This is a genomic window from Enterovirga rhinocerotis, assembly GCF_004363955.1.
Lineage (GTDB): Bacteria > Pseudomonadota > Alphaproteobacteria > Rhizobiales > Beijerinckiaceae > Enterovirga > Enterovirga rhinocerotis.
The window spans coordinates 413,594-430,792 of record NZ_SNZR01000013.1; the positions used below are offsets into that span (position 1 = coordinate 413,594).

Here is a 17,199-nt window from a genome sequence, read left to right on the forward strand (position 1 = left end):
GCGCGTCTCCCGCTTCAGTTCGAGGACTGGAGCGGGAACTTGGCCACCGGCACGATGCCGTTCTCGCGGAAGCCCTTGTGGACCGCGGCGAGGATGGCCTTGCGGATCATGAACTGATGGCCCGCCCGGGCCATGAACTTGGCCCGGATCACGAGCGTGCCGTCGTCGACGGCGAAGACGCCCTGGCTCTTGAAGGGCTGGAGCATGTCCGGCCCGAGGGTGGGGTCGGCGGCGATCTCCTGCCCGATCTTCTTGAAGAGCTTGCGGACGACGGTCGGGTCGGTGTCGAAGGCGACCCGGAAGGCGAGCTTGTCGATCACCCAGTCGCGGCTGTAATTCACCACCTTGCCGATCGAGCCGTAGGGGATCGTCGCGAGCGCCCCGCGCGGGTGCCGCAGCGCGACCGAACGGATGGAAATCCGCTCGACCGTGCCCTTGGCCTGGCTGGTCTCGATATACTCCCCGAACCGAAAGGCGTCGTCGAGCAGGAAGAACACGCCCGAGACGATGTCCTTGACCAGCGATTGCGAGCCGAAGCCGATGGCGAGGCCGAAGACGCTGAGTCCCGCGACGAAAGGCCAGGCATTCACGCCGAGCGCGATCAGGATCGACAGGGCCGCGAGGGAGACGATCGCCACCTGGGCGAAGAGCGTGATCAGCGGCGCCAGCGTCGCAAGCCGCGTCGCCGGCCGGTGCGGCTCCTCGCCCGGTCTCTTGGCGACGACGACGGTCCGTTCGGCCAACGCCCCGACGAGATGCCAGAGATAGATCGCCGCGAGGGCGAGCACGGCGACGTCGAGGGCGCGGATGATGATCAGGCCGCGCGGGAGGCCGATGGCGACCGAGAGCGGAGACAGCCACAGGACACCGAGCGAACAGACGACGAAGAACCAGAAGGCCGAGCGGGCGGTCCTCCGCGCGGCCTGGCGGAAGATCGAGCCCTCGCCGTCGATGGCCTCCGCCTTGAGCGCGATGATCTGATCGAGATGCGGCGAGAGCAGCAGGAACAGCACCGATGCCAGGACCGCGAGGCCCGGAAGCGGCCCGGTCAGCGTCGCGGCGATCTGGAGCAGCACGAACGTCGTCGCGACGAGGGCGGCCGCGATCCAGGGCCAGGCCGCGGCGAGGCGCCCTTCCATGACCGAGGTCGTGCGCCCGTGGAGGAGCGCGTTCCGGACCGCGTGCCGGTTGAGGATGTAGCCGAGGCAGAGCGAGATCGTGACCGTGAGGCCGACCGCGAGGGAGACCGCATCGTGAAGTCCGGGGCCGGCATTCATGAGCCGGAGCGTCGCCTGGACGGTCACGGCCATGAGAGCGAAGGTCGCGACGACGACGTGCCCGTTGCCGATGCGGCGCTGATCCGTCTGGCTTTCGTCCTGGACGATGACGGCCCTGATCACCGTCGCCAGGATCAGGGCTCCCGCGGTGGAGACGGCCCAGATCCGGGCCACGGCAGCTTCGACCTCGCTGCCCATCAGGGCGCCGAGAACGATGGCCCAGGCGGCGCCGATGATCGCCGTCGCCAGCGCGAGCAGCCAGGGCTGCGGCCTGCCACGTGCCGTCAGCATCCTCCCGGCGAGCCAGAACGACAGGCTGACGGCGATCACCGCGACGCTCGCCGCGAACAGGTGCGAGGTCACGCCGCCGGTCCCGACGGTCCTCGCCAGAGCCGAGATCTCGCCGGGGAGCGCCGACAGGCGCTCCAGCCGAGCCGTCAGCGCCGTCTCGAGGGTGCCGAAGAAGCGGGACATCTGATCGACGAAGCCGGACGCATCCGCCGAGCCCGAAGACGAAGCCGCCACGTTACCCTCCCACCCGGGCGTCGATCCTCGCCCAAGCTTGGCTGTTGCCGAAGCCTATCGATTTGTCCACAGGTACGGTCCCCGTCGCCCTCGGGCCGCGCCTCGGCGGCTCTACGCCGAGGCTGAGCGGCTCACGTTCGCTGCCGTGCGCCGGCATGCCCCTGGCCCCAGCGCACATAGGGAACGCAGACGAGCGCCCCGACGACCAGATGGTAGAGCACGACCGCCATCACGGCCTTCTCGTCCGGAAAGGCGAGGCTCGCGATGGCGATGGCGATGCCGGGATGACGCGTGCTCGTCGCGAGGGCCAGCACCGCCCGGTGCTCGGGCTCCGGACCTCCGAGGACATGGCCGACGGCGAGCCCGATCAGAGCGAAGGCGACCAGCGCCATGAGGACGCCGTTGCCGACCATGGCCCAGAGCGTGCCCGTCGCCATGAACAGCACCGGCAGGATGCCGATGGCGAGCAGGATCGTGCCCAGGATCGAGATCGGCCGGGCGAGGCGCCGCGCCGCGTCCGGGGCGATGAAGCGCACGGCGATGCCCGCCGCGAGGGGAAGGATCACGGAGACGAGGACGATCATCGCGATGCGCGTGCCGGGCACGGCCGCGGCGCGTCCGAAGAGGGCGCCGACCAGGATCAAGGCGAGCGGTGCGATCACGATCGCAGCGGCCGAGGCGATGCCCATCAGGCTGATGGCGTAGGAGGCCGAGCCGCCGGCCTTGGTCTGCTTGGCCGGCAGGACCGGCGGGACGGGCGAAACCGCGAGCGCGATCAGCGCGACCTCGACCGGCAGGGGCAGGTCGAACAGGGCGTTGATCACGACGGCGACGACGACCATGACCACGTTCATGGCGAGGAGCGAGCGGAGGAGCAGGCTTGGCCGCGTGTACAGGTAGACCGCATCGCCTCTCTGCGTCTTCAGCCCCAGCGCGAAGACGACGAGGAAGATGCTGACGTTGAGGGTCAGACCGAGGATCTGGGCGCTGTCGATCATGGGGTTCGTCCGCCGGAAGCCTCAGGTCAGGGGCCCGATAGGGAAGAGCATGCTGACGATTGCCGCGATCCCGACGACGAGCATCGCGATGCCCAGCACCACGAGAGCCGTGCCGGCGTTCCGCGCCGGGGCGGCGTCGAGGTGTCGTCGAAGATCCGCCGCGTCGGCCGCTCCCTCCCGGATCCTGTCTTCTACCGTACAACGATGCCCGGCGGGAAGGCCCGAGAAGGCTGTTCCGCCAGCAAGACTTGATCGACGAGGGAGAACGCGGCCGCGACGTCCTCGTCGCCGATCCGGTCGATAGTCGGCGTCCGGTCTGCGATCTGGCCGCGGCTGCTGTCGCCGATGGTCCAGCAGCCGATCTCGTCACCCCAAGGAAGGAGGATGTCGGGTCCGGGGCAGGAGGAAGGTGAGGAGACCGAAGGCGGGCAGCCAGGCGCAGAGACCGAAGACGGCGACGATCCCGATCCGGTCCGCGAGGAGCCCGAGCGCCGCGGCCGCGATGCCGCCGAGGCCGAAGGCGAGGCCGTAGAACAGCCCGCCGACGAGCCCGACGCGATGCGGCACGAGGTCGATCGCATAGATCAGGATCGACGAGAAGGCGCTCGCCATGACGAGGCTGATCACGACGCTCAGGATGCCGGTCCAGAGGAGGTCGGCATGGGGCAGGATCAGCGCGAAGGGCAGAGAGCCGAGGATCGAGAGCCAGATCACGCGCTCGCGGCCGATCCGGTCCCCGATCATGCCGCCGACGATGACGCCGACCGCGCCGACGACGAGATAGAGGAAGAGCATGTATTGCGAGACCTGCACGCTCACCCCGAAGCGCTCGATCAGGTAGAAGGTGAAATAGGAGGTGAAGGCGGCCGTGTAGGCGTTCTTCGAGAAGAGGAGGACGATGAGGACCCCCATCGCGAAGACGACGCGCGCCGCCGGAAGGCGCGGTGTCGTCGCCTCGTCCGGCCGACGGCTGGTGGCGGCGTTCTGTTCGCGCCGGAGGGCGGCGTAGCGCCCTGCCGTCCAGGCCATGAGGACCATCGCCACGAGCGCCACGCCCGAGAACCAGGACAGGCTTTCCTGCCCGCGCGGCACGACGATCATGGCGGCGAGGAGAGGCCCGAGCGCGTAGCCGGTATGGCCTCCGATCTGGAAGACGCCCTGCGCGAGGCCCTGCCGGCCCGCCGCCGCGTGCCGCGCCATGCGCGTCGCCTCCGGATGGAAGACGGCCGAGCCGAGGCCGACGAGCGCGGCGGAGACGAGCACCATCTCGTAGCTCACGGCGAAGGCGAGGCCGAGCAGCCCCGCGAGCGTCGAGCCCATCCCGGCCACCATGGCATAGGGCCAGGGATGCTTGTCGGTGACGTAGCCGAGCAGCGGCTGGAGCAGCGAGGACGTGACCTGGAAGGCGAGCGTGATCAGGCCGATCTTCGTGAAGTCGAGCGCATAGGCGTCCTTGATCAGCGGATAGATCGCGGGGATCATCGACTGGATCAGGTCGTTCAGAAGATGGGCGACGCTGAGAGCCAGAAGGACCGGCATCAACGGCCGCGCCGCCTTCTGGGGAAGGGCGATCGAGCTCATGACCCGCCTTGCGACGGGGAGGGTGGCAGGTCAATCGACTCTGCCTGCAAAACGTGCAGGGCCGGCCGGCCGAAAACGAGGCCCCCGTCGCGGGGCATCATCCGCCCCGGGGACGGCCGTCGAGCGGGCGGCCGTCCGGCCGCGCTGGACGGGCGGCTCAGGCCGCCCGTTTGCCGCCGTCGAACGGGATCTCGATATCCACCGCGAGGGTCGAGACCTGGGCGCCGCGTTCCATCCGGACGCTGACCTTGTCGTCGTCGATCTGCATGTGCTTCGAGATGACGCTCAGGATCTCCGTCCGGAGCTTCGTGACGAGGTCGGAGCCGCCGGCGGAGGCCCGCTCGTGGGCGAGCAGCACCTGCAGCCGCTCGCGCGCCGCGGGCGCCGATTGCGTGCGGGTAAAAAGGCGGAGCAGGTTCATGCCGCTCTCCTTCCGAAGAACTTGCCGAAGAAGCCTCGCTTTTCGCCCGGAATGGTAACCGGAAGGTTTTCACCCTTCAGGCGGCGGACGGCATCGAAATAGGCGAGGGCCGGTGCGCTCGTCTCGTCCGCGAGCGTGACGGGCGAGCCGACATTCGAGGCGCGCAGGACGTCCATGCTCTCCGGGATGATGCCGAGCAGCGGGATCGACAGGATCTCCAGCACGTCGTCGACCTTGAGCATGTCGCCGCGCTCGGCCCGCAGCGGATCGTAGCGGGTGAGCAGGAGGTGCTTCTCCATCCGCTCGCCGTTCTCCGCCTTGAGGGTCTTCGAATCGAGCAGGCCGATGATGCGGTCGGAATCGCGGACCGACGACACCTCGGGATTGGTCACGACGACGGCGATGTCGGCATGGCGCATCGCGAGCGTCGCCCCGCGCTCGATCCCGGCCGGGCTGTCGCAGATGACCCAGTCGAAGGCCTGTCTCAGGGCGCCGATGACCTCTGCGACGCCCTCGGCGGTGAGGTTGTCCTTGTCGCGCGTCTGCGAGGCCGGCAGCAGGAACAGCGTCTCGAGCCGCTTGTCGCGGATCAGGGCCTGCGTGAGCTTGGCTTCGCCCTGGATGACGTTGACGAGGTCGTAGACGACGCGCCGCTCGGCGCCCATCACGAGGTCGAGATTGCGCAGCCCGACGTCGAAATCGACGACCGCGACCCGGTCGCCGTTCCGCGCGAGCGCTGCGCCGAGGGCGGCGGAGGATGTCGTCTTGCCGACGCCGCCCTTGCCCGATGTGACTACGATGACCTTGCCCATTGACCTCTCTCCCTTCTGGAGCCGCCCCGTCGGCTCAGGCGAATGACCCGACCTTGAAAGTGTCGCCCTCCAGCCAGAACTGGGCGGGCTGGCCATGCAGATCGGAACCGAGGTCCTCGGCCGTCCGGTAATAGCCGTCGATCGCGACCAGCTCCGCCTCGAGCTTGCGGCAGAAGATGCGTGCCTCGGCGTTGCCGGTGGTGCCGGCCATGGCTCGGCCCCGAAGGGCGCCGTAGATGTGGATGGACCCGCCGGCGATCACCTCCGCGCCGGAGGCGACCGATCCGATCACCGTCACGTCGCCGTCCGGGAAGACGATCGACTGGCCCGATCGGACGGGCTGCGACACGACGATCGAGGAGGGCGCCTTCGGCAGGGGCGAGGCTGCCGGCGCGTCGCTGTCGGCGGCGGGCACCGCTGGGGCTCCATCCGCCGAGGGCGAGACATCCGAGGCGGGACGCCCGTCCAGCATGGCGGGCGGCATGTCGGGGCCGAGGAGCGACGGGCGCGCGCCTTCGATTCCCATGATCCGGACCTTGCGCGCGCCGAGCTTCTCGACGAGCTCCGACAACTGGCTCCGATCGATGGTCAGGCCGTTGACGTCGAGTACGACCGGCCGCTGCAGGAAGAACCCGGTCGACCGGGCGGCAAGGTCGTCGAGCCGCGCCAGCCAATCGTCGAAGGGCAGCTCCGGCGCGAGGGCCAGGGCGAGAAAGCTGCGTCCTTTGAGGCGGATCGGCCGGGATTCGGTTAACACGGCGGTCATCTTGGTAAATTTTCAGTGATGTCCGTGTAGGGACGCTATGGTTAACGAGGCGTAAAGCGCGACGACGGACGCGGTGGAAAGACCGCTGCAAAGGCTGCGGTTCGCAGCGGCGGGCGCGGTGCGTCGGTTATCGGACGGACCCCGCGCGAGGGTCAGCGGCGTCCGGTGGGGCGCCGGGACAGGAGCCGTCGATCGGCGGTCGTGACGGCTCGGAAGGCGAGGGGGATTCGGTCAGGCCGGGCGGCGGCAGGGGCCGGGTGTGCCGGCCCCTGCGTTCCTATCCCCGTTCGATGGGCAGCGTCTCGTCCTTCGCCCATTCGCTCATCGAAGCGTCGTAGACGGCGATGTTCGCATAGCCGAGCTGGTGCAGGAGGAAGGCGTCGAGGGTCGCCGCGATGCCGCCGCCGCAATAGAGCAGGATCGATTTCGACTTGTCCGCGCCGACCGACTGGAACAGCTCCGCGGCCTCCTCCGGCGACTTGAAGGTCAGCGCGCCGGCATCGACCAGAGCGGCGGCCGGAACGTTCACGCTTCCGGGAACGCGACCGGGGCGGCCGTAGCGGGGATTGTCGCCCTGGTGCAGATCGGGGGCGAGGGCGTTGATCGTGCAGGTCGCCCCGTCGCCGATGGCGTTCTTCACCTCGTCCTTGCCGACGAAGAGTCCCGCGCGCGGACGGGCTGCGAGGGTTGCAGGCTCGTATCGGGTCTCCGCCGTCTCGGTCGGGCGGCCTTCCGCCTCCCAGAGGTCGAATCCGCCATCCAGCACCGCCGCATCGTCGAAGCCGATGGAGCGCAGCATCCACCAGATCCGCGTCGCCCATTGCGGGGATTTGCGCGCATAGAGGATGACGCGCGTCCCGTCCCCGACGCCCTTCCGCGCGAAGCGCGCGGCGAGGTCCTCGGCCTCGGGCATCATGAAATTGTAGCGGCTGGACGGGTCGGAAAGCTCGCCCTGGAGGTCGAGATAGGCCGAGCCGGGAATGTGCCCGCGATCGTAGTCCTCGCGGCCGTTTTCCACCCGGTAGGGCCGGCCCGTCCCGGTCTCGTAGCGCAGATACGTCGTGCAATCGAAGATGCGCAGGGACGGGTCGGCCAGATTGTCCGCGAGCCACGCCGTGCTGACGATGGCGTCCGGATATGCGTATCGGGCCGATTGCGGCATGACGATCCTCCCCTTGATGAAGTCAGCTTGGCCGTCCGGGGCGATCGGGGTCAAGCCGATCTCCTCCGGCTCCCGCGGCGAAACGCCCGCGCCGGGGAGGTGGCGTGCCGGGACGCTGCCGCTCCGGCCCGGAACGCGCTATGAGCGATCCTCGTGAACCCCTCCGAGCCCTTCATCAGGCGGCCGGTGGCGACGACGCTGATCGCGGTGGCGCTGCTGCTGGTCGGCTTCGTGGCCTATCTGTTCCTGCCCGTCGCCTCGATGCCGACCGTCGACTTCCCGACGATCCGCGTCTCGGCCCAGCGGCCGGGCGCCGATCCCGCGACCATGGCCTCGACCGTCGCCGCACCGCTCGAGCGACGGCTCGGCGCGATCGCGGGCGTGACCGAGCTCACCTCGACCTCCTCGCTCGGCTCGACCTCGATCTCCGTCCAGTTCGATCTCGGCCGCAGCGCGGACAAGGCGGCGCGGGACGTCCAGGCGGCACTGAACGCCGCCGCGACGGACCTGCCCTCGGACCTGCCGAGCCCCCCGACCTATCGCAAGGCCAATCCCGGCGCCTTCCCCGTCCTGATTCTCGCCCTCACCTCGAAGACGATGCCCGCCTCGGCGATCTACGACGTCGCCGACACGGTGATCGCCCAGCGGGTGGCCCAGGTCGAAGGGGTCGCGGAGGTGATCGTCAGCGGCGCCGAGCAGCCGGCGATCCGGGTCACGCTCGATCCGCAGCGCATGGCCGCGATGGATCTGTCGTCGGAAGATGTCCGCAACGCCATCGTCGCGGCGAATGTCCGCGCGCCGCTCGGCTCGTTCGACGGGCCCGACCGGGCCATCGCGCTCGAACTCGACGGTCAGCTTGGCACACCCGAGGAATATGGCCGGATCGTCGTGCGCTCCCGCAACGGCATCGTCGTCCGCCTCGCCGATGTCGCGACGGTCGAGCGAGGCACGCGCAACCGGCGCGCCTCGGGCTCGTATAACGGCCTGCCCGCCGTGACGCTCCAGGTCACGCGCCAGCCGGGCGCGAACGTGGTCGAGACGGTGGACCGCGTCCGCGCCGTGCTGCCCGAGTTGCGGCGCTGGATCCCGGCCGCGATCGATATCGAGATCATGAGCGACCGCACGCTCACCATCCGCGCCTCGCTCGCCAACATGCGCGGCACGCTGCTCGAGACGATCGCGCTCGTGATGCTGGTGGTGTTCCTGTTCCTGCGCCGGGCGACGCCGACCTTCGCGGCCGGGATCACCGTGCCGCTCTCGATCGCAGGCACCTTCGCGGCGATGTGGCTGTTCGGCTTCACGCTCGACAACCTGTCGCTCATGGCGATCACGATCTCGGTCGGCTTCGTCGTCGACGACGCGATCGTCATGATCGAGAGCGTCCAGAAGCGGCTCGAGGAGGGCATGACCCGCATGGAGGCCGCCATCGCAGGTGCGCGCGACATCGGCTTCACGGTCATCTCGATCAGCCTGTCGCTGCTGGCCGCCTTCATCCCGCTCTTCTTCATGCCGGGGGTGATCGGGCGCTTCTTCCAGGAATTCGCCGCGACCCTCGGTGCGGCCGTCGTCGTCTCGACGCTCGTCTCGCTGACCATCGCGCCGATGATCGTCGGGCATCTGCCGCACGGGCGCGCGAAGCAGAGCTGGCTCGACCGCGTCGTCGAGGGCGGCCTCGCCCGGCTGACCCGGCTCTATGCGGAGACGCTCGGGGACGCCCTGCGCCATCCCTGGCTCATGCTGCTCGTGACGCTGACAGCCGTCGGCCTGACGATGCACATGTTCCGCACCATTCCGAAGGGCTATTTCCCGCAGGACGATACCGGTCTCCTGATCGGCTTCGCCCAGGCCTCGCCCGACATCTCCTTCCCCGCGATGGCCGCGCTCCAGGAGCGGGTGGCCGCGGTCGTCCGCGCCGACCCGGCCGTGGCGGGCGTCTCCTCGTCGGCCGGGTCGAGCGGCTGGAGCGGCTCGGTGAACCAGGGCCGGCTCTTTGTGAGCCTCAGGCAGGACGCGGATCGGGAGACCTCCCAGGTCGTGATCGCCCGGCTGCGGGCGGAACTCGCCAAGATCGTCGGCATCCGCGCCTTCCTCTTCGGGGCGCAGGACGTCCGGGCCGGCGGGCGTCAGAGCCGCTCGCAATACGAGGTCGTGCTGCTGTCGCAGGATATCGACGAACTCGACGCCTGGACGCCGCGCATCCTCGAGCGGCTCCGGCAGGTCGAGGGGCTCGCCGATCTCTCGAGCGACCGGGACCAGGGCGGGCTGCAGGCGACCGTCGAGGTCGACCGCACGGCCGCCTCGCGGCTCGGCGTCAGCATGCAGGATGTCGGGGCGGTGCTGAACGACGCCTTCTCGCAGCGCCAGATCTCGACCATCTACACCCAGCGCAACCAGTACCGCGTCATCCTCGACGTGCGGGGCGGCGACCGGGACGACCCGAGCGACCTGACCCGCCTCTACGTCCCGGGGCGGGACGGGACGGCGGTGCCGCTTTCGGCGCTCGCCACGGTCAAGCGGGGCCTCGCGCCGCTGACCGTCAACCACCAGGGCTCCTTTCCGGCCGTGACCATCAGCTACAACGTCACGGGCGGGCTCGGCATCGAGGCCGCGACGCAGGCGATCACGGCTGCCATCCGGGAATTGCCGCTGCCGCCCGGTATCCGCTTCGAATTCGCCGGCGACGCCAAGGCCTTCGCGGGCGGCGCGGGCGATTACGGGCTCCTCGTCCTCGCGGCGCTCGTCGCGGTCTACATCATCCTCGGGGTGCTCTACGAAAGCCTCGTTCACCCCTTCACCATTCTCTCGACGCTGCCATCGGCGGGGCTCGGCGCGCTGATCGCGCTTCAGGTGACGGGGCTCGACCTCTCGATCATCGCCCTGATCGGGCTGATCCTCCTGATCGGGCTCGTGAAGAAGAACGGCATCATGCTGGTCGACGCGGCGCTGTCCTTCGAGCGCGAGGGAATGGAGCCGGCGCGTGCGGCGGTGGCGGCGGCGATCGAGCGCTTCCGCCCGATCCTCATGACGACCTTCGCCGCCCTCCTCGGCGCCGTCCCCCTCGCCATCGCGACCGGCGTCGGGGCCGAGATCCGCCGCCCGCTCGGCATCACCATCATCGGCGGCCTGATCGTCTCCCAGGTCCTGACGCTTTACACGACGCCCGCCATCTACCTTCTGCTCAGCCGCCTCCACCGTCCGGGGCGGCGCAGGGCCACGCGGCTCCAGCCGGCGGAATAGGGCGCGTTACGCCCCGGGAGCGTAGGAGATGCCGAGTTGTCGGCAGGCTTCTCCGAGCCTGCGGTCTCGCGTCAGCAGCGACGATGGTTGAGCGAGTTGCACGGACGCCAGGAGGTGCGCGTCGACATAGCCGATCCCGCTGCCCTGCAAGGCGTGATTCTGGATGAAGACCAGAACCTCATCGTCGAAGGCGCGGGGGATCGTCGGAAGCGCCTGAAGCGCCTGGATCACGCGGTCTCGCTGCCGCAACGAACCGAGCGCGAGTTCGCCGATGACGAAAGGGTGAGTCGCGACGAGCCCCTTGTTCAGGAGCTCGGAAAGGAGAGAATCGCCGCGATTGAGGTGATCGATCCAGACCGAGGTGTCGACGAGGATCACGCGGGGCCGGAGCGCCGACGGGGAGGTGCAGACAAGTCCGGCTCGCTGCCGCCGAGGCGCGCGAGGCGCCGTGACGCCTCTCGCTCGATCAGCGCCTTCAGTGCCTCGCGGACGATGGCGGACTTCTCCTCGATCCCCGTATAGCGCCGCGCCTTCTCCAAGAGGTCGTCATCCAATGACAAGGTTGTTCGCATAGCGGCGATCGCAGGCTGACAGAGGCATCAAAGATGGCATCGTTCGATGCCACCTTCAATGCTCGGCTCAACGCCGCTGCGCCGGCAGCGACGAGGCCGTCTTCGCGGCGCGGGCGAGGTTCACGAACTCGGCGCGGTAGCCGTAGGGGTCGTCGCCCTTGGCGCCCTGGGCGATGCGGACGACGTCGTCGAGGGTGAGGCGGCCGGTATGCCTGCCGCCGCGCAGGATCTCGCCGAAGCCGGCGACGGCGGTCGCGAAGCGGGCCTCCTGCGGCGCGTCCTCGAACCTCGCCGCCTCGCCCGCCTTGCCGATCGGCGTCGAGATCAGCGTGCTCGTGTCGGCATTCGGCAGCTTGTAGCGGATCTTCACGAACCCGTATTCCTCCGCCTTCGCATCGCTGCCGGCGGCAGGCGCCCCGCTCGCCGCCGGGGCCGCCTCCGCGCCGTAGCGCAGGGCCGCGACGCTTCCCGCGCCGCCGGCCGGCACGATCTCGTAGAGCGCCGTCACGCTCTGGCCCGAGCCGACATCCCCGGCATCGACCTTGTCGTTGTTGAAATCCTCCCGCGCGAGGAGCCGCGTCTCGTAGCCGACGAGCCGGTATTCCTGCACCGTCGCCGGGTTGAACTCGACCTGGATCTTCACGTCCTTCGCGATCGGGATCAGCGTCGAGGTGGCCTCCTCGACGAGCACCTTCCGCGCCTCCGCGATGGTGTCGATATAGGCGGCGGTCCCGTTCCCGTTCTGGGCGAGGCTCTGCATCAGGGCATCGTTATAGTTGCCCATGCCGAAGCCGAGGATCGACAGGAAGATGCCCTTGCCGCGCTCGCGCTCGACGAAGCCCTTCAGCTCGTCGCGGCTGCGGATGCCGACATTGAAATCGCCGTCCGTCGCGAGGACGACGCGGTTCACGGCCTCCTTGTCGAAGCTGCGCTCGGCGAGGCTGTAGGCCTGCCGGATGCCTTCGCCGCCGGCCGTCGAGCCGCCCGCCCCGAGCCCGTCGATCACGGCGAGGATCTTCGCCTTCTCGGAGGCCGGGGTCGGCTCGAGCGCGGTGCCGGCCGAGCCGGAATAGGTCACGATCGCGACCCGGTCGCGCCCGTCGAGCTGGTCGAGCAGCATGGCGAGCGACTGCTTGACGAGCGGCAGCCGGTTCGGCGCGTTCATCGAGCCCGAGGTGTCGACGAGGAAGACGAGGTTCGCGCGCGGCCGCTCCGCCTTCTGCACGGCGTAACCCTTGATGCCGATCCGCACGAGCTTGCGACCCTCGGTCCAGGGGCTCGGGAAGACGGCGATATCCGTCCGGAAAGGCTCGGAGGGGCTCGCCGGCGCCGGATAGGCGTAGGGGAAGTAGTTGATCAGCTCCTCCGTCCGCACCGAGGCCGGCGGCGGCAGGACGTTCCGGCCGAGCGAGGCGCGGGCGAAGGAATAGGAGGCGGTGTCGACGTCGATCGAGAAGGTCGAGACGGGCTGGTCCTTCGCCGTCTTGAAGCCGTTCTCGGCCGCGCCGGCGAACTGGTCGCGACCCTGGGGCTCGGGTACGACGGGTGGCCTTTCCATGAGCGCCGCGCCGCCTTGGGCACTCCCTTGGGCCATCCGCATCTCGGGCGCGTAGAGACGTTCGCGGTGGACCACATGCGGCATCTGCCGCGTGAGGACGGGCGACGGCCGGGCGAGCTTGGGGGCCGGCGCGGCCGTTGTGGGCGGCGGAGGAGCGGCTGCATCGGCGGTCGCGCCTCGAGGCTCAGCCGCCGGCGTTGTCGGCTCGGCAGGCGGAACCACGGTTGGCCCGGCCGCATCGGGCGGCGGGATGACGACTTCTGGTGCCGGCGCTTCGGCCGTCCGGACCTGCGCCGGCTTCGAGACCTCGGCCTCCACCGCCTGTTCGGCCGGCCTGTCATCCCGCGCGACCATGTAGGTCAGCGGGCCGCCGATCAGAATCGCGAGGGACGCGGCGAGGGCGGCCTGGTGGCGGCGGATCACGAAGCGGCGGCGCGGCGACGTCGCCTGGCCGCGATCCGCCGCGACGCGTCCGGTCGCGGCGCGGCCCGGATAGTGCCGGTCGAAGCGCTGGAGCGCGGCGGAGACGGCGCGGTCGCGCGCCTCGCGGGAGGGGGCGGGCGTCTCGAGCCGGTCCAGGCGGAACTCTGCGGTCATCACGCTCTCCTAGGTGAAGGTCAGGGGCGGTCGGCGACGAGGCGACGCGCCTCGTGCAGGCGCCAGGACACGGTCGTCTCGGCGATGCCGAGCGCGGTGCCCGCCTCGGCATGGGTCAGGCCCTCGCCGGCGACGAGGAGGATGGTCTCGCGCAGGTCCGCCGGCAGGCGGCCGATCTCGCTGGCGAGCCAGCTCTGCCGGTAGAGGTCGCGCCCGTCGGCCGGGGCGGCGAGATCGGCGAGGACGGACAGGCCCTCGCGCTGACGCTCCTGCGCCTGCCTGCGGCGGAGGTGATCGCGGCAGGCATTGATCACGATCCCGGACAGCCAGGTCGTGAACCGCGCCTCGCCGCGGAAGGTGGCGATCGTCTCGACCAGCGCGCAGCAGACGTCCTGCGCGACATCCTCGGCATCGGCCGAGGAGCCGGTCATGCGCCAGGCGATGCGGTGGATGCGGTCGTAATGCTGTCGCAGCAGCGCCTCGAAGGCGACCCGGCTGCCGGCAGCGGCCTCGCGGGCGAGAGGGAGGTCGGGGTCCGAGGCGACGACCCGAAGCCGGCTGATTTCTCCCTCCTCATCCTGAGGTGTCCCCGGGCTTGCCCCGGGGGGCTCGAAGGACGCATCCCGGTCGCGCGTGCTGCGAGGGCGACCTCCGGTCGCCACCTCAGCAGGAGGAGGGTAGGGTTTCCCGGCATGGGTCGAAACCCTGGGAGCGTCCTCCTCGGCCGTCATGCAGGCATCTGGTACAAGCTGCAGCCTCATCGCCTGGTCCGATGCCTCCGCGGAATCTCGAGCACTCGACACATGAGACGCGGCGGCGGCGGAATTCCTTGGGTCGATCGCCGAGCATTTTTGTCGCAGGCCCGCGGGATGAGCGGATGGTGCGGTTTGCTGACCCGCCGCCCTTGATCAGCGGCCGGCGCTCTGGCATAAGCCCCGCCTTCGAACCGCCCGGCCTTCAAGGGCTGCCGTGGCGGTTCGGCATGCTCCAGCAGCATCGAGGCGTCCCGGGGCGCGGCATCCGCCGCATTTCCGCGCGGCGCATATCGGCGGCCCCCCGCCGCAGGAGAGCAAAATGCCCAAGCTGAAGACCCATTCGGGCTCCAAGAAACGGTTCAAGATTTCGGGAACCGGCAAGGTGATCATGGCCCAGGCCGGCAAGCGCCACGGCATGATCAAGCGGACCAACAAGCAGATCCGCAACCAGCGTGGCACGACCGTGATGTTCAAGGGCGATGCCGACAACATGAAGAAGTTCTTCCTGCCGAACGGCTGATCGCAGCCCGCTTTCGCGCAAGTCGCTTCTTCACCGTCCCGAATTCAGGAGTCTCATCATGGCCCGTGTCAAACGCGGCGTGACCAGCCACGCCAAGCACAAGAAAGTCCTCGACGCCGCCAAGGGTTATTATGGCCGGCGCAAGAACACCATCCGCATCGCCAAGCAGGCGGTCGAGAAGGCGATGCAATACGCCTATCGCGATCGCAAGAACAAGAAGCGCACCTTCCGGGCGCTCTGGATCCAGCGTCTCAATGCTGGTGCGCGCGAGCATGGCCTCACCTATTCCCGCCTGATCGACGGCCTCGCCAAGGCCGGCATCACGGTCGACCGCAAGGTCCTGTCCGACATCGCCATCCACGATTCCGCTGCCTTCGCGGCGATCGTCGAGAAGGCCAAGGCCGCCCTGCCGGCGGATGTCGTCAAGGCCGCGTGAGTTGGCGCACAGCTTCCTTCTCCCCTTGCGGGAGAAGGTGGCAGCGCGGAGCGCTGACGGATGAGGGGCGACGCCCCGAACTCGTCGCGGATCCACCCCTCATCCGACCTCGGCTGACGCCGAGGCCACCTTCTCCCGCAAGGGGAGAAGGAGTTGCGGAGAGCACGGTGATGCGCATGAGGCAGGCCAACCCATGCAGGGCCTGAAAGCCGAACTCCTGCGCGGCCTCTGGTACGTCGCCGCGCCCGGAAAATCCGTCCGTCGCGGCAAGATGCTGCCGAAGACGCTGATGGGCGAGCCCGTCCTGATCGGCCGCGACAACGACGGCAAGGTCTTCGCGCTCAGGGACAATTGCCCCCATCGCGGCATTCCGCTCCGTTACGGCAAGTTCGACGGCGAGACCGTCCAGTGCTGCTATCACGGCTGGAAGTTCGACCGCACCGGCACCTGCGTCGAGGTGCCCTCGCTTCGCGAGGAGCAGAAGATCGAGTTCGGCCGCATCAAATGCGGCGCCTATGACTGCATCGAGCAGCAGGGCCTGATCTGGATCTATTTCCCGAAGGACGGCGAGACGCCCGCGGAGGGCGGCCAGCCGGAGCCGGCCCGGATGCCCCATTTCGCCGACGACGTCGCCCCGACGCTCGGCATCATGCTGCCCTTTCCCTGCTCGACCGACCATGCCGCCTTCGGCCTGATGGACCCGACCCACGCGGCCTTCGTGCATACGTCGTGGTGGTTCAAGAAGGACGCGACCAAGCTCCGCCCGAAGGAGAAGCATTTCGAGCCGTCCGAGCTCGGCTGGCGCATGGTGCGCCACAAGCTGCCGCCGCAGAACCTCGTCTACAAGCTGCTCGGCAAGGACGTCGAGACCGAGATCTCCTACAAGCTGCCGGGCCTTCGCATCGAGGAGGTGCACGGCGACAAGCACGCCGTCGTCGGCCTCACCGCGATCACGCCCGTCACCGAGGAGGACACCGAGGTCTACCAGTTCTTCTGGACGACGCCGGGCTGGGTGCCCTTCGTGCGGCCGCTGGCGCAGCACCTCATGACCGTCTTCCTCGACCAGGACCGGCGCGTGGTCGTGCAGCAGCGCGAGGGGCTGATGCACCAGCCCCGCCTGATGCTGATCAACGACGCCGACACGCAGGCGCGCTGGTGGATGCGCGTCAAGGACGAGTGGAAGGGTGCGCAGTCGGAATCGCGCCCCTTCGCCAACCCGCTCGTCCCGCGCACGCTGCGCTGGAGAAGCTGAGCCCGCCTCGCCGGGCGAGGGGCCTTCAGTCGACCTCGACGACGCGGCCGTCCCGATGCATCGCCTCGACCCAGGGCGGGACCTTGAGGCCGCCCTGGACCTTCGCGACGAGCGCGGCCTCGGCAGCGCGAATCTCCTCGAGGGCCGCGATCACGCGGTCGATCTCCTCGAAGGGGACGACCACCGCTCCGTCCTGATCCCCGATGACGACGTCGCCCGGCCGCACGTGGCGGCCCGCCAGCGTGACGGGAAGGTTCACCGTCCCAGGCCCGGTCTTGGCCGGCGAATTGGGCGTCACGCCCGCGGCGAAACACGGCAGGCCGACATCGCGGATGCCCGGCACGTCCCGCACGCAGCCATCGGTCACGAAGCCCACCGCGCCGCCATTCTTCGCCATGCCGAGCACGAGATCGCCGACGACGGCGGTGCCGTAGAACTCGCCGGCCGCCGCGACGATGACGTCGGAGGGCTGGAGCAGGGGAAGGGCCGCGAAGATGGCGAGATTGTCGGCGGGCCCGACCTGGCAGGTCACGGCCACGCCGCAGAACGAGGCCTGGTCGGCGACGATCGGCTTGATGTCCCGGGAGAAGGCGGCGTCGCCATGCATCGCGTCGACGACGAAGCCCGTCGGCGTCCCGCGCAGAGCCGCGAGTTGCGCCTCGGTGGGGCGCGGAACGGTCCGGCGCAGGCGGATGAGGGGCGGATCGTGGATCATCGGGGCGTGTCCGGG

At 69.3% G+C, this 17,199-nt stretch carries 16 protein-coding genes; 4 read left to right on the forward strand and 12 right to left on the reverse strand.

What is annotated here, in order from left to right; genetic code table 11:
• Window positions 1–14: 14 nt before the first annotated feature.
• From EV668_RS13615 to EV668_RS13645, 7 genes are all read right to left on the reverse strand, one after another.
• On the reverse strand, window positions 15–1,802 hold the full coding sequence (locus EV668_RS13615; protein ID WP_133770892.1) for a mechanosensitive ion channel family protein: 1,788 nt from the start codon (window positions 1,800–1,802) through the stop codon (window positions 15–17).
• A 131-nt stretch (window positions 1,803–1,933) separates the two neighbouring features.
• Window positions 1,934–2,800: a Na+-dependent transporter gene (locus EV668_RS13620; RefSeq protein WP_133770894.1), complete on the reverse strand. Its 867-nt coding sequence runs from the start codon at window positions 2,798–2,800 to the stop codon at window positions 1,934–1,936.
• Between the two features lie 366 nt (window positions 2,801–3,166).
• On the reverse strand, window positions 3,167–4,381 hold the full coding sequence (locus EV668_RS13625) for an MFS transporter (RefSeq protein WP_133770896.1): 1,215 nt from the start codon (window positions 4,379–4,381) through the stop codon (window positions 3,167–3,169).
• A 157-nt stretch (window positions 4,382–4,538) separates the two neighbouring features.
• Entirely contained in the window at window positions 4,539–4,802 is a 264-nt protein-coding gene (gene minE, locus EV668_RS13630) for a cell division topological specificity factor MinE (RefSeq protein WP_133770898.1), read from the reverse strand.
• Complete coding sequence (minD, locus tag EV668_RS13635; RefSeq protein ID WP_133770900.1) at window positions 4,799–5,614, reverse strand: septum site-determining protein MinD; 816 nt, start codon at window positions 5,612–5,614, stop codon at window positions 4,799–4,801. Before minD ends, minE begins: the two co-directional genes overlap by 4 nt.
• 34 nt (window positions 5,615–5,648) lie before the next feature.
• Window positions 5,649–6,380 carry a septum site-determining protein MinC gene (minC, locus tag EV668_RS13640; RefSeq protein WP_133770902.1) on the reverse strand — a complete coding sequence of 244 codons (732 nt, stop codon included), beginning with the start codon at window positions 6,378–6,380 and terminating at the stop codon, window positions 5,649–5,651.
• Window positions 6,381–6,657: 277 nt separating this feature from the next.
• A complete protein-coding gene (locus EV668_RS13645) occupies window positions 6,658–7,596 on the reverse strand; it encodes a sulfurtransferase (RefSeq protein ID WP_245513165.1) in 939 nt (312 codons plus the stop codon).
• Between the two features lie 99 nt (window positions 7,597–7,695).
• On the opposite strand from EV668_RS13645, the gene EV668_RS13650 reads away from it, so the two are divergent.
• Complete coding sequence (locus EV668_RS13650; protein ID WP_133770904.1) at window positions 7,696–10,779, forward strand: efflux RND transporter permease subunit; 3,084 nt, start codon at window positions 7,696–7,698, stop codon at window positions 10,777–10,779.
• Between the two features lie 6 nt (window positions 10,780–10,785).
• Here the strand turns inward: EV668_RS13650 and EV668_RS13655 are convergent, their stop codons facing one another.
• The 4 genes from EV668_RS13655 to EV668_RS13670 form a co-directional block, all read right to left on the reverse strand.
• Window positions 10,786–11,157, reverse strand: a complete 372-nt coding sequence (locus EV668_RS13655; protein WP_133770906.1) for a type II toxin-antitoxin system VapC family toxin — start codon at window positions 11,155–11,157, stop codon at window positions 10,786–10,788.
• The gene (locus EV668_RS13660) at window positions 11,154–11,351 is read right to left on the reverse strand and encodes a type II toxin-antitoxin system VapB family antitoxin (protein ID WP_133770908.1); all 198 of its coding nucleotides are present in this window, start codon (window positions 11,349–11,351) and stop codon (window positions 11,154–11,156) included. Before EV668_RS13660 ends, EV668_RS13655 begins: the two co-directional genes overlap by 4 nt.
• Before the next feature lie 67 nt (window positions 11,352–11,418).
• A complete protein-coding gene (locus EV668_RS13665; RefSeq protein WP_133770910.1) occupies window positions 11,419–13,506 on the reverse strand; it encodes a VWA domain-containing protein in 2,088 nt (695 codons plus the stop codon).
• A 20-nt stretch (window positions 13,507–13,526) separates the two neighbouring features.
• On the reverse strand, window positions 13,527–14,237 hold the full coding sequence (locus EV668_RS13670) for an RNA polymerase sigma factor (RefSeq protein ID WP_133772021.1): 711 nt from the start codon (window positions 14,235–14,237) through the stop codon (window positions 13,527–13,529).
• A 343-nt stretch (window positions 14,238–14,580) separates the two neighbouring features.
• Here EV668_RS13670 and rpmI point away from each other — a divergent pair, with 343 nt between their 5' ends.
• From rpmI to EV668_RS13685, 3 genes are all read left to right on the forward strand, one after another.
• Complete coding sequence (gene rpmI, locus EV668_RS13675; RefSeq protein ID WP_133770912.1) at window positions 14,581–14,781, forward strand: 50S ribosomal protein L35; 201 nt, start codon at window positions 14,581–14,583, stop codon at window positions 14,779–14,781.
• A 58-nt stretch (window positions 14,782–14,839) separates the two neighbouring features.
• Complete coding sequence (gene rplT / locus EV668_RS13680) at window positions 14,840–15,217, forward strand: 50S ribosomal protein L20 (protein ID WP_133770914.1); 378 nt, start codon at window positions 14,840–14,842, stop codon at window positions 15,215–15,217.
• A 193-nt stretch (window positions 15,218–15,410) separates the two neighbouring features.
• The gene (locus EV668_RS13685; RefSeq protein WP_133770916.1) at window positions 15,411–16,469 is read left to right on the forward strand and encodes an aromatic ring-hydroxylating oxygenase subunit alpha; all 1,059 of its coding nucleotides are present in this window, start codon (window positions 15,411–15,413) and stop codon (window positions 16,467–16,469) included.
• A 25-nt stretch (window positions 16,470–16,494) separates the two neighbouring features.
• Here the strand turns inward: EV668_RS13685 and EV668_RS13690 are convergent, their stop codons facing one another.
• Window positions 16,495–17,184, reverse strand: coding sequence for an RraA family protein (locus EV668_RS13690; RefSeq protein WP_133770918.1), 690 nt, complete (start codon window positions 17,182–17,184; stop codon window positions 16,495–16,497).
• Window positions 17,185–17,199 lie beyond the last annotated feature (15 nt).